This window comes from Microbacterium sp. zg-Y625 (genome assembly GCF_030246925.1).
GTDB lineage: Bacteria > Actinomycetota > Actinomycetes > Actinomycetales > Microbacteriaceae > Microbacterium > Microbacterium jiangjiandongii.
Window position 1 is genome coordinate 1,811,563 of record NZ_CP126740.1, and the last position, 14,350, is coordinate 1,825,912.

Annotated in this window: 12 protein-coding genes and 1 tRNA gene; 8 read left to right on the plus strand and 5 right to left on the minus strand. The window is 72.0% G+C overall.

Annotation, left to right across the window (positions count from 1 at the left end):
* Positions 1-36: 36 nt before the first annotated feature.
* From QNO14_RS08335 to QNO14_RS08345, 3 genes are read right to left on the minus strand one after another with little or no spacing between them, the layout of a single operon-like run.
* On the minus strand, positions 37-960 hold the full coding sequence (locus QNO14_RS08335) for a type II secretion system F family protein (protein WP_257493198.1): 924 nt from the start codon (positions 958-960) through the stop codon (positions 37-39).
* The gene (locus QNO14_RS08340) at positions 957-1,820 is read right to left on the minus strand and encodes a type II secretion system F family protein (protein ID WP_257506284.1); all 864 of its coding nucleotides are present in this window, start codon (positions 1,818-1,820) and stop codon (positions 957-959) included. The genes QNO14_RS08335 and QNO14_RS08340 overlap by 4 nt, the downstream gene beginning before the upstream one ends.
* Positions 1,817-2,983, minus strand: a complete 1,167-nt coding sequence (locus QNO14_RS08345) for a TadA family conjugal transfer-associated ATPase (RefSeq protein ID WP_257506285.1) — start codon at positions 2,981-2,983, stop codon at positions 1,817-1,819. The genes QNO14_RS08340 and QNO14_RS08345 overlap by 4 nt, the downstream gene beginning before the upstream one ends.
* Positions 2,984-3,132: 149 nt before the next feature.
* On the opposite strand from QNO14_RS08345, the gene QNO14_RS08350 reads away from it, so the two are divergent.
* From QNO14_RS08350 to QNO14_RS08380, 7 genes are all read left to right on the plus strand, one after another.
* On the plus strand, positions 3,133-3,408 hold the full coding sequence (locus tag QNO14_RS08350) for a hypothetical protein (protein WP_257493195.1): 276 nt from the start codon (positions 3,133-3,135) through the stop codon (positions 3,406-3,408).
* Positions 3,409-3,472: 64 nt separating this feature from the next.
* A complete protein-coding gene (locus QNO14_RS08355) occupies positions 3,473-4,183 on the plus strand; it encodes a thermonuclease family protein (protein ID WP_257506286.1) in 711 nt (236 codons plus the stop codon).
* Between the two features lie 43 nt (positions 4,184-4,226).
* Positions 4,227-6,845, plus strand: a complete 2,619-nt coding sequence (locus tag QNO14_RS08360) for a helix-turn-helix transcriptional regulator (RefSeq protein WP_257506287.1) — start codon at positions 4,227-4,229, stop codon at positions 6,843-6,845.
* 263 nt (positions 6,846-7,108) lie between these two features.
* Positions 7,109-7,861 carry a glycosyltransferase family 2 protein gene (locus QNO14_RS08365; RefSeq protein ID WP_257506288.1) on the plus strand — a complete coding sequence of 251 codons (753 nt, stop codon included), beginning with the start codon at positions 7,109-7,111 and terminating at the stop codon, positions 7,859-7,861.
* Positions 7,862-7,985: 124 nt separating this feature from the next.
* Positions 7,986-8,834, plus strand: a complete 849-nt coding sequence (locus QNO14_RS08370; RefSeq protein ID WP_257506289.1) for a formate/nitrite transporter family protein — start codon at positions 7,986-7,988, stop codon at positions 8,832-8,834.
* Between the two features lie 13 nt (positions 8,835-8,847).
* Positions 8,848-8,929 (plus strand) — tRNA-Leu (locus QNO14_RS08375).
* A 59-nt stretch (positions 8,930-8,988) separates the two neighbouring features.
* Complete coding sequence (locus QNO14_RS08380) at positions 8,989-9,792, plus strand: DedA family protein (RefSeq protein ID WP_374113970.1); 804 nt, start codon at positions 8,989-8,991, stop codon at positions 9,790-9,792.
* Here QNO14_RS08380 and ku read toward each other — a convergent pair.
* Positions 9,789-10,769 carry a non-homologous end joining protein Ku gene (ku, locus tag QNO14_RS08385; RefSeq protein WP_257506290.1) on the minus strand — a complete coding sequence of 327 codons (981 nt, stop codon included), beginning with the start codon at positions 10,767-10,769 and terminating at the stop codon, positions 9,789-9,791. The genes QNO14_RS08380 and ku overlap by 4 nt on opposite strands.
* A 60-nt stretch (positions 10,770-10,829) precedes the next feature.
* Between ku and QNO14_RS08390 the strand changes: the two genes are divergently transcribed.
* Positions 10,830-13,415, plus strand: coding sequence for an ATP-dependent DNA ligase (locus tag QNO14_RS08390; RefSeq protein WP_257506291.1), 2,586 nt, complete (start codon positions 10,830-10,832; stop codon positions 13,413-13,415).
* A gap of 8 nt (positions 13,416-13,423) precedes the next feature.
* Here QNO14_RS08390 and QNO14_RS08395 read toward each other — a convergent pair whose 3' ends face one another.
* Complete coding sequence (locus QNO14_RS08395; RefSeq protein ID WP_257506292.1) at positions 13,424-14,338, minus strand: cation diffusion facilitator family transporter; 915 nt, start codon at positions 14,336-14,338, stop codon at positions 13,424-13,426.
* Between the last annotated feature and the right edge of the window lie 12 nt (positions 14,339-14,350).

Here is a 14,350-nt window from a genome sequence, read left to right on the forward strand (position 1 = left end):
CGCGGAACATCACCGCTCCCTTCCGACCGCACGCGGTCACCCGAACCCGACTCGAAGCATGAACACACCGGGAAAGATCGCGAAGAGCACCGAGAGCGGCAAGATGAGGAACACCAGCGGCAGGAGCATCAGGATCTCCTTGCGGCCGGCCTGCTCGATGAGCACCCGCTTGGCATCTTCCCTGGTGTCGGTGGCCTGGGCCTGCAGCACCTGGGCGAGTGGCGCTCCCCGATCGAGCGCCGCCACGAGGTGGTCGACCGTGCGGGTCAGTGCCGGGATGTCGAGGTCCCGCGACAGGGTCGTCAGCGCGTCGGGCAGGGGCGACCCGGTGCCCACGGCCAGCACGACCCGGCGAAGCTCGGCCGGCAGCTCGCCCGACCCGACGTCCGCCACGCGGCGGAGCGCGTCGAGCACCCCCTCCCCCGCGGCGAGACACAGGGAGAGGAACTCCAGCACCGTCGGCAGCTCCTCCTGCGCCCGCGTGACGCGAGCACGCGCCGCGCTCGTCAACCGCATGTCGCACACGACGGCGCCTGCGACCGCCGCGATCGGCGGCAGCAGTATCGACCCACCCGAGAACCTGCCGGCCACCGCGAGCGCGACGACGACCAGGGCCCCGGCGATGAGCCCGCCCAGCGTCCAGCCCAGCTGGCGGGCGCGGAAGCGTGCGGCATCCATCTGCCATCCCGCCTGCCGCAGGCGCCGCGAGATCACCGCCGAGCCGCCCAGCGCCCGGGCGAGCGCATCGCGCCACGCGCGCCAGGCAGCCCCGACGTGGAGGGCGGGCGCCGCCAGCGGGGTGAGCCCGAGCGGGTCAGCGGTGTCGCGCAGGTACGGAGCAAGCCGATCGGCCAAGCGGGCCCCTCGCCAGGCCGGCAGCCGCATCACGAGGAGAGACAAGCCCAGGGCCAGGCCCCCGCCGAGCACGACCGCGAGGGCGAGCTCGGTCAGGCCGCTCACGCGAACCACCGCCGCGGCTCGGGCAGCCGGCCGATCCGCACCATGATGCGGAACGCGATCACCGACACCGCGGCACCCACCAGCACGACCACGACACCTTCCGGGCTGCCGTACGCGCGCGCACCCTCCGGGCGCAGGGCGAGAAGCGCCAGGATCACCCACGGGGCGATGACCCCCAGTGCGGCGGCGCCGCGGATCCACGACTGCCGCGCCTCGACCTCCGCGCGCAGCGCGGCGTCTGCCCGCACCGACGCAGACAGCGAGCGCAGCACGGTCGGCAGCTCGGTACCGCCCACGTGCCGGGTCATGCGCAGCGTCTCGATGATGCGGTCCGCCGCAGGGTCGGCCAGGGTGTGCTTCAACCGGAGAGCGGCGGAGTCGAAGTGACCCGACGCGTTCAGGTCCCGGGCGAAGACGACGAATGCCGGGCGCAGTTCGCCGGGCGCCGACTGCGCCAGGCTCGACACGGCATCCGGCAGCGACATGCCGGCGCGCACCGAGGCGATCAAGAGGTCGCAGACATCGGGCCAGAGCGCCCGGCGGCTGCGTCGACGCCCCGCCGCCCGCGAACGCAGCCACACCACGGGTGCCGCTGCACCGGCCGCGCCCGCGACCAGCGCAAGCGCGGGGAGGGCCGTCACGAGCCACGCGACGGCGGCCGCCGCAAGCGCCAGGAACACGGTGACCAGCCCCAGAACGCGCGGCCCCAGATGTGCGAACCCCGCTGCCGCCAGCAGGCGGTCGAGCCGGCCTTCCGCGGCCGGCCGCGGAAGGTTCGCCCTCGCCCCCGCCGGCCACAGCCACGGGGACAGCGCCAGCAGCAGCCCGGCCGCCAGCACGCCACCCCAGACGAACGTCATCCGACGCCTGCCCGGTACAGGGACCGCGCCTCGACGACCCCGTCATGCACCCGTCCGGTGGGCGCGATGATCTCCGCCACGCGGCGGTGCCCGGTGGCATCCTTCTCGCAGTGCACGACGAGATGGACGGATGCCGCGACGGCGGGCACCACGAACCCCGGGTCGATGTTGCGGCCTGCCAGCAGCGGCAGCGCGGCGAGCTTCGCCAGCGCCTGCTGCGCCGAGTTGGCGTGGATGCTGGCGGCCCAGGGCACCCCCGTGTTCAGGGCCAGCAGCAGGTCCAGTGCCTCGGCGTCACGCACTTCGCCGACGATCAGCCTGTCGGGGCGCATGCGCAGCGCCTCCTTGACCAGGCGCCGCAGCGTCACCTCGCCCGTTCCCTCGAGGCTCGGCTGCCGCCCTTGCAGGGCAACGAGGTCCTCGGCGTCGACGGCGAGTTCGAAGGTCTCCTCCACCGTCACGATGCGGTGTTCCGGCGGGCACGCGGCGATGAGCGCGCCGAGGAGCGTCGTCTTGCCGCTGTGGGTCGCTCCCGAGATGAGCACGCTGCGGCCGGCTGCCATCGCCCCGCGCAGCATGTCGGCGGCCCGCAGGGTGAGCGAGCCCGCGGCGACGAGCCGGTCGAGGTCGCGGAACATCGGGAGGAACCGGCGGATGTTCACCGACCAGTGCCTGCGCGTGATGTCGGGGATCACCACGTGCAGGCGCGACCCGTCGGGAAGCGATGCGTCGACGAACGGCTGGCTGAGGTCCACGCGGCGACCGCTGGCATGCAGCATCCTCTCCACGAGGTCCCGTACGGCGGAATCCGTCAACGTCAGGGGCAGCCGTTCGCTGCGCCCCGCCCGGGCGATGAAGATGCGGTCCGGCGCGTTGATCCAGACTTCTTCCACCGTCGGGTCCTCGAGATACGGCTGCAGCGGCCCATAGCCGGTGACCGCCGCGAGCACCTCTCGCACGCACGCGCCCTCGTCATCGACGGGGGCCAGCCCGCGCGCAAGGGCGAAGTCGTTGTGACGGCGCACCTCGGCCCGCGCGATCTCCGTAGCCACCTCAGCGATGCGGGCGGCATCGACGGGCTCGGCGCGCAGCCGCTCGCGCACGCGCTCGGTGACCCCCGCCGCGATGTGGGCGGCTCCGGTCGACGCGTAGGCCAGGCTCACCCGATGCATCCTCGCAACGGCCCGCCGGTGGTGCGCCGAGTTATCCACAGTGCGGGCGGCGCGAGCCGGTGCACGTGGCCCTCGCTTCGTTGGTGCGCGCGGTGAGCTGAGCGCGGGAGGTGTCCGCGGCTCCGCCTACGCTGGAAGACATGCTGATCGGTTCCATCCGCCCCGTCGAGTCCCGCGAGATCACCGTCGAGGCGCAGTCCCTCGCCGAGATCCACGAGAAGCTCGCGGCGCAGATGCCGACGGGCTGGCAGCTGAGCGATGCGCCGGTGCGCATGACCAAGGGCACGATCACGGTCACCGCCGTCGCCACGATCGTGCGCCGCGACGGCGGGCGCGAGATCGAGGCCGACGACATGCCCGCTCTGAAGGCGCAGGTCCCCGAAGGGTGGCAGCTCGTGCATGTGCGCAAGCCGTAACGAGTCCGCCGAGAACGTCGCCCACCGGGGAGACGCACCTTCCCCACACGTCACAGGAGAGCCCATGCGCGGCGCCACCGCCCGACGCCGTCCGCGCGCCCGAGTATGGGTGCCGCTCGTCCTGCTCCTCATCGCGGCCCTCGTGGTCATCGGCCTGTCGCTCTCGGCCGAAGGACTGCGCGCGGATCGGCCCGGCGCGGAGGCCTCCGCCGCGCAGGCCGTGGACGTGCTGGCCATCACCGACGGCGACACCATCGACACCACGGCGGGCAAGGTGCGCCTGATCGGCATCGATACCCCGGAGCGGGGCGAGGTGGGCTTTGCGGATGCCGGGGCCGAGCTCGGCGCCTTTCTGTCCGCCGGCCCGGTGACCCTGGTCGCCGTCACCGGCAACGACGACACCGACCGGTACGGGCGGCTGCTCCGCTACGTGCGGGTCGACGGCCGTGACGCGGGCGCCCACATGCTGCAGACCGGATGGGCGACGGCCCGATACGACAGCCGCGATGGCTACGACGGGCACCCGCTCGAAGAGGAGTACATCGCGCTCGACACCGCGCACGCGATGCCCACCGCCCCCACCCCGGCGGCGGAGCCCGTCGAGCCCCCGGCAGGCGAGGCCGTGGGCGAGGCCGTGGGCGACGGGACCGACCCGCGGTTCGACAGCTGCCGCGAGGCCAACGCCCACGGCTACGGCGAATACGAGGCCACCGTCGATCCCGAGTACGACTGGTACCGCGACGGTGACGGCGACGGCTGGGCGTGCGAGCGCTGACCCGCCTCTGGCGGGGCCGAGGGGCGCCGACCATAGTGGAGCCATGCCGTCCCCGGACACGCGCGCCCAGCTGATCGACACGATCAGCGAAGCGGTGCACGCGCGCACGTGCGTCGTGCTCGTGGGCCTGCCGGGGTCGGGGCGCCGCGACGCGATGGCCCGGTTGCGGGTGCGCTTCGCGGATGAGGACTGGACGATCGCCTCGGTCACCGGCTTCCACGCCGACGGGCCTCCGCTCGAGTCCCTGGCCCTCTCGGGTTTCGCCCCGCCTGCGCCCGCCGCGACCGCCGCCCTCGCCGCAGCGACACAGGCCCTGGCCTCCCTGAGCGCGGAGCGCCCCGCGCTGCTCCTGATCGAGCAGGCCGATCAGCTCGATGAGGCGTCGACGTCAGCAGTCGCCGCCGCGATCGGCATCGGGGACCTCACCGCCGTCGCATCCATACGCCCGCCCTTCCCCGGGTACACACGCATCGAGGCCGCGCTGTCGCGGCGCGAGACCACCGCACTGTGGATGCCGGCCCTCCCCTTCGAGGACATCCATCGACTCATCTCGGACGCCCTGGGTGGCAGCGTGAACACCGACGCCGCCGGCCGCATCTATGCGCTTTCGGGCGGACTGCCGGGCATCGCCCGCTCCATCGCCGTCGAAGCCCGCCGGGCCGGCAGGCTGGTGCGGCGCGGGGCGCAGTGGTCGGCAGAACGGGACCTGTGGAGCCCTGCTCTGGCGGTGACCCTCTCGCGGTTCGCCGACGGCCTGACCGAGGCCGAGCGTGACGGATGCTGGATCCTCGCCGAACTCGGCCCCAGCAGCCCCGAGACGGTGCGACAGGCGCTGCCGTGGTCGGTCGTGACCGCCCTCGATGATCGCGGGCTGGTCCGGTTCGTCGATGCCGATGCCGGCTCCCTCGTGGCCCTGTTCCCCCCGGTGCTGGAAGACCACCTGCGTCATCGTGCCCGCAGTGCGCGCGGCAGGCAGGCCGCCGAGCTCGTCGCCACGGGCCGCGCCGCCGCGCCGGAGACGCCGACGCGCCGCCCGGAAAGCGAACGACCTGCGCTCCACGCGCCGCTGGGCTGGTCGTCGTCGCCGGAGGCCGCCGCGATCCTCGGACGCGTGCTGCGCGAGGACGCCGCCCGTCGCGTCGCGATCACGCGCGAGGACTGGCAGGAGAAGCCGACGGCAGTGACGGCGGTCGCCCACCTCCAGGCTCTGGTAGACGACGCCGCCGGACCGCAGCAGGTCGACGCCGTGCTCAGTGCCGTCGACAACACGGCGCTGCCGCCCGATCGCGACACCGTGCGGCTGCGCATCTGGGAGATCATCTATCGCGCCCTCGTCCGCCACGATCCGCACGGCGCTATGGCGCTGCTCGACAGGACCCGACGCGAGATCCCGGTGGCCGTGACAGTGCTCAACGCCATAGAGCAGCACATTCGTCTGGTCGTCACGGGCATCGGCCCCGCCGAGCTGCCGCCCTATCCCACCGCGGCCGAGATCGACGAGGTGCACAGGCTCTCCCGCCCGAGCCCCTCGCTCAGCCTGCCACGCTCGCATGCCGTCGACGTGGTGCGGCTGGTCCGCGGCGAGGTGCTGCTCAGCGGCGCTCGAACCTCCGACGCCCTCGCCGACTTCGCCGATCTCTCGCCGACGGATCCGCTGCGGCGTGACCCTTACTCCATCCCTTCCCTCGCGCAACTCTGCGACGGCGACATCGAGGGCGCCGTGCGCCGCTCGCAGCGCGAACTCGACCTGGCGCGCGGCACGCTGGATCGCACGCGCATCGAGCCGCACGGCTACGTCGTGGCCCTGGGGCTGCTCCTGCAGGGCCGACTGGGCACGCTGCGCGACCACCTGACGAGCATGTTCGCGGTCAACGCCCCGGCCGTCCTGGTGCCCGACTCGCGCGCAGGCCTGCTGTCCATCAGCGCGGCCCTCTCGCTCTGGGAGGCCAACCTTCCGAGTGCGCGCGCCATGGTCGCGCAGGTCGAAGACCTTGAGCTCAGCGGCGGCCCCTTCCCCCTCATAGGCGCCGACGTGTCCGCCGCCGCGCTGGCCGTCGCACGGGGTGTGCCCCCCGCGGAGGCGACGCGCGCGGCGTGGGAACGCACCGGACACCTCATCGACGAGGGGCACCTGCTGGCAGCGGTGTTCGACGGCGTGCGCCTGATCGACCTGCACGTCGACCTCGAGGCGACCGCGCGGCTCACGCAGGTGGCGTACTCCGCTCAGGGCACGCTGCTGCCCGCGCTGGGCGCATTCCTCGAAGGCGCGGTCGCGCAGTCGCCGGACCAACTCCTCGCCGCGGCGGGCACCCTGCGTGAGCAGGACCTCGGGCTGTACGGCACCCGCGCGCACGCGATGGCGATCCGCCGGCTCCGCGACGCCGGCCGCGCCGACGATGCCGCACGCGAATCGCAGCGCCTGCGTCGCGCAGTGCAGGCTGCCGGCGACGACCTCTCGCTGCTGCTGTCGGCGCGCTTCGACCCCGCCACCGTGCTGACCCCGCGCGAGCGGGAGGTAGCGCGCCTCATCGCCGCCGGCGGCACCAACCGAGACGTCGCCGAGAAGCTCGTCGTGAGCGAGCGCACCATCGACAACCACCTGTACCGCATCTTCCGCAAGCTCGGTGTGAACACCCGCGAGGAGCTCGCCGGGCTGGTCTGACACGGCGACCGAGCCTGCCCCGCCTCGCCGCTCGGCGAGCTCACGGGCGGTACTCACGCTCGGGCGTGCCGGTGCTCAGCCCGAGCCACCCCGGTGCTCCTTCCTGCCTGCCGGCGTACCGATCGCGTGAACCCGCCGCCTGTGCGACCGCCCCCGCCGCCTGAAATGGATGACCGGCAGGCGCGACCTGGTGCCGCCGCGTGACCGTCCGCTTCCGACGGCCCACCGAGCGCCGGATACCCGGCGGAAGGAGTGATGCCGTCATGGACGCGATCGTGCGTTCCGCGCCCGCGCCCGCGCCCGCGCGGCGCGTGGTGCGCGCCTGCGAGCTGGCCGTCATCATCCCTGCCCACAACGAAGCGGACGCCATCGCCGGCACGTTGGACGCACTCGCCTGGCAGACTGCAGTACCGCGCCGCTTCATCGTCGTGGCGGACAACTGCACCGACGCGACCGGGCCCATCGCCGCCGCCCACGGCGCCGACGTCATGGTCACCGAGGGCAATAGAGACCGCAAGGCCGGAGCACTCAACCAGGCGCTGGCATCCCTGGGGGGCGCCGCGCCCCGGTTCGTGCTGGTCCTCGATGCCGACACCCGGCTCGCTCCGGAGTTCATCGACGCGGCCCTGAGGACGCTCACCGCGGACGACGCGCTCGGAGCCGTCAGCGGGCTGGTCGTCAGCGAGCAGCCGGGGCGGATGCTGCAGCAGTTCCAGGCCGACGATCACGTGCGCTACGGCACCCACATCCGGGCGACCGGACGGGTGAGCGTCGTCACCGGCACGGCGTCGATGTTCCGCACCGCCGCGCTCCGCGACGTCGCCGGCCAGCGCGGGGCGACGCTTCCCGGGCAGCGGGGCGACGTCTACGACCGCGCGGCGATCATCGAGGACTCCGAACTCACCCTGGCACTGAAGACGTGCGGCTGGGGCCTGGTCGCCCCCGAGCAGTGCGTGTGGACCACCGAGCTCACGCCCACGTGGGGAGGTCTGCACAGCCAGCGCGTCCGCTGGTAGAAGGGCATGCGCGCGCCTCGCGGTTTTCTCCGGCGATCGCGGGTGCGCGCACGGCGTTCGGCACGGCAGGATCGGTAGTCGACCCGAGGAGTCCTCTCCCGGCCGGCGACCACGAAGGGACGACATGCTGACCATCGAGCAGGCACTCGCCGTACAGCGCGACGCCGCCGTGCACAAGGCGCACGGACTCCGTGCGCCGGCGCGGTTCGTGGTCTCCGGCATGCTCGCCGGAGCATATCTCGGCATCGGCGTCATCCTCATGGTGAGCACCGCCGGCCCCCTCACCGCCGCCGGCTCCGGCGCCGGCAAGCTCGTCGGCGGGCTCGTGTTCGCCGCCGCCCTGACCCTGGTGGTCTTCGCCGGCGGCGAGCTCGTGACCTCCAGCATGATGACCCTCACCCAGGGCGTCGCAATGCGCGCGGTCCGGCCCGCGCGGGCCGCCGCAGCTTTGGGCGTCACCTTCGTCGCCAACCTGGGCGGCGCCGCCCTCTTCGCCGCCGCGGTCGCGGGTGCCGGGCTGCTGCACTCCAGCTCGGGCGCCGAGAGAATGCTGACCGACATGCTGACCGCGAAGTCCGCGGAGCTGCCGCACGAGCTGTTCCTTCGCGGCATCCTCTGCAACGTGCTGGTGTGTCTGGCGATCTGGATGTGCGCGCGCCTCACCTCCGACGGGCCGAAGATCGCCGTGATCGCGTTCGCGATCCTCGCCTTCGTGGCCTCGGGATACGAGCACGTGGTCGCCAACATGACGACTTACGCACTGGGACTCATGACCGGCGTCGACGCCGCGACATGGGCCGGCTTCGGCGGCAACATGCTCTGGGTGGGCGCCGGCAACCTGATCGGCGGCGCCGTGGTCGTCGGCCTCGGGTACTGGTTCGTCGGGGGCTCGCCACGTGGCGCTGATGCCTCCGTCGTCGAGGACGAGGGTGCGTCCGTCATGGCCGAGAGCGGGTCCCGGTCCCCCCACTAGACTGGGGCGACCCGCGGGAGTGGTGGAATTGGCAGACACGCAGGATTTAGGTTCCTGTGCCTTCGGGCGTGTGGGTTCAAGTCCCACCTTCCGCACGGGTGGATGCTGCGGCATCCACCGCTGACACCGCCGATATCCGACCGACGGGACCCCTGTGCTCGAGACCGCACTGCACGCACCGACCGCGCTGATCCCGTGGCTGGACCCCGCCACGATCATCACGAACTCGCAGCCGTGGGCGCTGCTGGTGGTGTGCTTCATCGTCTTCGCAGAGACCGGGTTGCTCGTCGGCTTCCTGCTGCCCGGCGACACGCTGCTCATCATGGCGGGCCTGCTGTCCCACTCGACGGAGATCGCGCCCGACGGCGTCTTCGGCATCAGCCCGTGGTGGGTGGCCCTGCTCATCGGGCTCTCCGCCTTCGTCGGCGGTGAGGCCGGGTACTTCATCGGCCACAAGGGCGGGCCGGCGGTGTTCGAGCGCAAGGAATCGGGCGTCTTCAGCCGCCGCAACGTCGAGCGCACCAACGCGTTCTTCGAGCGCTACGGCGGACTGACGATCATCCTCGCCCGCTTCGTTCCCATCGTGCGCACCTTCGCCCCGGTCGCTGCGGGCGTCGGGCACATGCCCTGGCGCCGCTATTCGCTGTACAACCTCATCGGCGCGATCCTGTGGGGCTTCGGACTGACGATGATCGGCTACGGCATCGGGTTCATCCCCTTCGTCGGCGACTTCGTGTCGGAGTACATCGACGTGATCCTGCTCGTCGCGGTGGCGGGCACCATGGTCTTCATCATCTGGCACTACTTCGCCGAGCGCCGCAAGGTCGCGCAGGAGAAGGCCGCCGGCGACGACGGCGTGACGGATGCCGCCGAGGCCGAGGAGCTGGTCCTGGACCAGGACACGTTCCAGAACGACATCGACGACGACCCCGAAGGTCCCTCGGCGGCGCGCAGCTAACTGGCCTTCTTCTTCGCCGGTGCCTTCTTCGCGGGCGCTTTCTTCGCGGGTGCGCTCTGTGAGGCCGCCGCCTTGGCGGGCGCCTTCTTCGCGGTTGCCTTCTTGGCGGGCGCCTTCTTGGCAGCCGGCGCGTCGTCGGACTTCTCAGGCGCCGCGGCGTCGGCGTCGGCGCTCCCCGAGCCGCCCCGTGCCGCCCGCGAGCGCTCCACGCTCGCGCGCAGGGCCGCCATCAGGTCGATGACCTCGCCGCCGGTGTCGGACTCCTCCACCTCGCCGAACGTCTCCGAGGTGTCGAGAGCGTCACCCTTCTCGAGCTTCGCCTCGATGAGGGTGCGCAGCTCCTGCTGGTACTCGTCGGAGAAGTCCTCCGGCTCGAAGTCACTGGCGAAGCTCTCGACGAGGCTGGCCGACAGCTCCAGCTCCTTCGCCGAGATGCGCACGGACTCATCCAGCGCGGGGAAGCTAGCTTCGCGTACTTCATCGGCCCACAGCAGCGTCTGCAGCACGAGCACGTCGCCTCGCACCCGCAGGGCCGCCAGGCGGGTCTTCTGCCGCAGCGCGAAGCGCACGATCGCGGTGCGGTCGGTCTGCTCGAGGGTCTTCCGCAGCAGCACGTAGGCCTTGGGCGAGGCGGAGTCGGGTTCGAGGTAGTACGCCTTGTCGAGGGTGAGCAGGTCGATCTGGTCGCTCGGGACGAACTCCACCACGTCGATCTCGCGGCTGCGCTCGGAGGGCAGCGATGCGATGTCATCGGCGGTGAGCACGACCGTCTGCTCGCCGTCGTCGTAGGCCTTGTCGATGTCGGCATAGGCCACGACCTCGCCGCAGATCTCGCACTTGCGCTGGTACCGGATACGCCCGCCGTCGGCGTTGTGCACCTGATGCAGCGGCACGTCGTGGTCCTCGGTGGCGGAATAGACCTTCACCGGCACGTTCACGAGCCCGAAAGTCAGCGCGCCTTTCCAGATAGCCCTCATGCTCACAGTGAACACCCGTCGCATCCGTCACGCCTATAGGTTGCGCACTAACCTGCTGACATGGCAGGTGAGGGGCAGCTGATCCGCATCGACGGTCGCCGGCTGCGGGTGACGAACCTCGACAAGGTGCTGTACCCGGCCACGGGCACCACCAAGGGCGAGGTCATCGACTACGTCACGCGCATCGCGCCCCTGATGATCCCGCACGTGGCGGGCCGCCCCGTCACCCGCAAGCGCTGGCCCGAAGGCGTCGATGCCCCGTCGTTCTTCGCGAAGGACCTCGAGCGCGGCGCCCCGGACTGGGTCAGGCGGATGCCGATCGACCATTCCACGGGCGCCAAGGACTACCCGTTGGTCGGCGATCGCCCGACGCTGGTCTACCTCGCGCAGGTGGCGAGCCTCGAGCTGCACGTACCGCAGTGGCGGTTCGGGCCGGACGGCGAGCGCGGGAATCCCGACCGTCTGGTGCTGGATCTCGACCCCGGCCCTGGCGCTGGTCTGGCGGAGTGCGCCGAGGTGGCGCGCACGCTGCGGGAGATCCTCACCGGTATGGGACTGGAGCCGTATCCGGTCACGAGCGGCAGCAAAGGCATCCACCTGTACGCAGCGCTGCCGGGCACGCAGTCCAGCGAGCAGATCGCCTCGGTGGCGCGGGAACTGGCACGAGCCGTCGAGGCGGATCAGCCCGATCTCGTGGTCAGCCAGATGGCGAAGGCGCAACGCCCCGGCAAGGTGCTCATCGACTGGAGCCAGAACAACGGCGCGAAGACCACGATCGCCCCGTATTCGTTGCGCGGGCGTGAGCAGCCGATGGTGGCGGCGCCGCGCACGTGGGAGGAGCTCGATGACCCCGACCTGCGGCATCTGCTCTTCGGCGAGGTGCTGGCGCGGGCCTCGACGATTGGCGACCCGCTTGCGCCGCTGGGATTCCACGCCGACGGGCGCGCGTCGTCCGACGGCCCCCTGGCCGCTTACATCGCCAAGCGCACGGCTGGTGTGACGCCCGAGCCGGTGCCGGGCAATGCGCTGGGCGGGCGCGCGGCATCCGGACTCCCCCGGTTCGTCATCCAGGAGCACCACGCCTCGCGCCTGCACTGGGACCTGCGGCTGGAGCGCGACGGCGTGCTGGTCAGCTGGGCCGTGCCCAAGGGCGTGCCCGAGACTCCCTCGCGCAACCACCTCGCCGTCATGACGGAGGACCACCCCCTCGAATACGCGACCTTCGAGGGCGAGATCCCGCGCGGGGAGTATGGCGCCGGCACGATGACCATCTGGGATGCGGGTGTCTACGACCTGGAGAAATGGCGCGACGACGAGGTCATCTTCACCGCGCACGGCCGCCCCGGAGGTCGGCTGGGAGATGTGCGCCTCGCTCTCATCCGCACCGACGGCGCCGGCGAGAAGTCGACGTGGCTCCTGCACCGCATGAAAGGGGATGCCGCTCCGCCGCGCGATTCTGCGGACGGTCCCTCGATTTCGCATGTGAGTTCCGGTTCACACAGCCGCCTCGGTGCCCCGCGCCGGGCCCCCTCCGATACAGCCTCGACCTCGGCCTCGTCGCAGGCCGCGGACTCGGCCCCGGACCCGGCCCCGGCCCCGGCCCCGGACGCCCGTGTGAGCGGGAACTCACATGCGGAAACGAGGAACACTCCGCAGCGGCCGGGAAGCGACCCGTCGGACGCGCGCCCCATGCTGGCCACGTCCGCGACGCCGGCTCGCGCGCACGACGCCGCCCGCACCTGGGGAGACCGCGCCTGGGCAGAGCTGAAGTGGGACGGCATCCGGGCACTCGGCATCTGGGACGGCTCCGAGCTGCAGCTGCGCGGCCGCAACGGCACCGACATCACCGCCCGCTACCCCGAGCTCACGGCCGAGGCCGCGGCGGTCTTCGGCGACACCCCGATCACCGTCGACGGCGAGATCGTCGCCCTCGACGACACCGGGCGGCCGAGCTTCAGCCTGCTGCAGAACCGCATGCACCTCACCGGCTCCCGCGACATCGCGCGCGAAGCACAGCGCACGCCGACCGCCTGGTACCTGTTCGACGTGATCGCCCTCGACGGCGCCGACATCGCGCACCTGCCGCTCGCCGAGCGCCGCCGGCTGCTCGAGGAGCTGCCCACCGCGCCACCGCGCATCGACATCCCCCCGGTGTTCGACGATCTCGACACAGCACTCACCACGGCGCGCCGGCATCGCCTCGAGGGGGTCGTCCTGAAGAACCCGCAATCCATCTACCGCCGCGGCCAGCGCACCGAGCAGTGGCTCAAGGTGAAGCTCACGAGCACGCAGGAGGTCGTCATCGGCGCCATCCGACCCGGCAAGGGCGGGCGGCACGGATCGATCGGGTCGCTGCTCCTCGGCATCCCCGACGGAGAGGGGCTGCGATACGTGGGCCGCGTCGGGTCGGGATTCAGTGACCGCACGCTCGCGCGCCTCACGGAGACGCTCACACCGCTGCGCACCGACGAGAACCCGTTCATCGGCATCCCCCGCGCCGATGCCTCCGACGCCCTCTGGGTGCGTCCCGACGTCGTCGGAGAGGTCGAGTTCGCCGAGTTCACCCCCGGCGGCACGCTGCGGCACGCCCGCTGGCGGGGCCTGCGGCCCGACAAGTCACCGTCCGAGGTCACGCGCGAGGGGTGACCGCCCCGTCACGCGTGCGCGTCGCGCTCGATGTGTCCCGCCGGCTCCAGCTGGAAGGTCGAGTGGGCGACATCGAAGTGATCCGCGAGGCAGGTCTGCAAATCCGTGAGGATGCCGGTGGCGCGCCCGTCCGCGAGGCATGCCGCGTCGACGACGACGTGCGCGGTGAACACCGGCGCCCCCCGCGTCAACTGCCACACGTGCACGTCGTGAACATCGACGACGCCGGGCGTCGCGACGATGTGGCGGCGGATCTGCGCCACCTGGGTGCCCTGCGGGGCGGTCTCGCCAAGCACCGAGGCGACCTCGCGCAGCAGTGACACCGCGCGTGGCACGATCATCGCCGCGATGAGCAGCGACACCACGGCATCCGCCTGGGTCCACCCGGTCAGCAGGATCACCACGGCGGCCACGATCACGGCCGCGGAGCCGAGCAGGTCTCCGAGCACCTCCAGGTAGGCCCCCCGCATGTTGATGCTGCGCTTCTGCGCCGCCCCGAGCAGCCACAGCGCCACACTATTGGCGACGAGCCCGAGCACCGCGACCGCCAGCATGAGCCCGCCCGCCACTTCTGCCGGCCCGGGCCGCGCCAGACGTCCCACGGCTTCGACGACGATCCATCCCGCGAGCACCAGCAGGATCACGGCGTTGGCGAGCGCGCCGAACACCTCCGCACGCTGATACCCGAACGTCGCCCGGTCGTCGGCCGGGCGGGCGGCGACGGTGCTCGCGACGAGCGCGATGACGAGAGCCGCCGCGTCGGTGAACATGTGTCCGGCGTCGGCGAGCAGGGCCAGCGACCCCGACAGCAGCGCACCCACGACCTGCACGACGAGCACCACCGAGGTGATCGTCAGCGACAGCGCCAGCAGGCGCCGGTTGTCGGCGCCGCGGATGCCGCGAGCGGGCGCATGGTCATGCATGTTCCCACGCTA

What these genes read in the sequence shown, in the direction of transcription:
- QNO14_RS08395 (WP_257506292.1), bottom strand. Translation starts at nt 14,338, where the DNA reads ATGCATGACCATGCGCCCGCTCGCGGCATCCGCGGCGCCGACAACCGG.
- QNO14_RS08370 (WP_257506289.1), top strand. Translation starts at nt 7,986, where the DNA reads ATGCTGACCATCGAGCAGGCACTCGCCGTACAGCGCGACGCCGCCGTG.
- QNO14_RS08350 (WP_257493195.1), top strand. Translation starts at nt 3,133, where the DNA reads ATGCTGATCGGTTCCATCCGCCCCGTCGAGTCCCGCGAGATCACCGTC.
- QNO14_RS08390 (WP_257506291.1), top strand. Translation starts at nt 10,830, where the DNA reads ATGGCAGGTGAGGGGCAGCTGATCCGCATCGACGGTCGCCGGCTGCGG.
- ku (WP_257506290.1), bottom strand. Translation starts at nt 10,769, where the DNA reads ATGAGGGCTATCTGGAAAGGCGCGCTGACTTTCGGGCTCGTGAACGTG.
- QNO14_RS08365 (WP_257506288.1), top strand. Translation starts at nt 7,109, where the DNA reads ATGGACGCGATCGTGCGTTCCGCGCCCGCGCCCGCGCCCGCGCGGCGC.
- QNO14_RS08340 (WP_257506284.1), bottom strand. Translation starts at nt 1,820, where the DNA reads ATGACGTTCGTCTGGGGTGGCGTGCTGGCGGCCGGGCTGCTGCTGGCG.
- QNO14_RS08360 (WP_257506287.1), top strand. Translation starts at nt 4,227, where the DNA reads ATGCCGTCCCCGGACACGCGCGCCCAGCTGATCGACACGATCAGCGAA.
- QNO14_RS08355 (WP_257506286.1), top strand. Translation starts at nt 3,473, where the DNA reads ATGCGCGGCGCCACCGCCCGACGCCGTCCGCGCGCCCGAGTATGGGTG.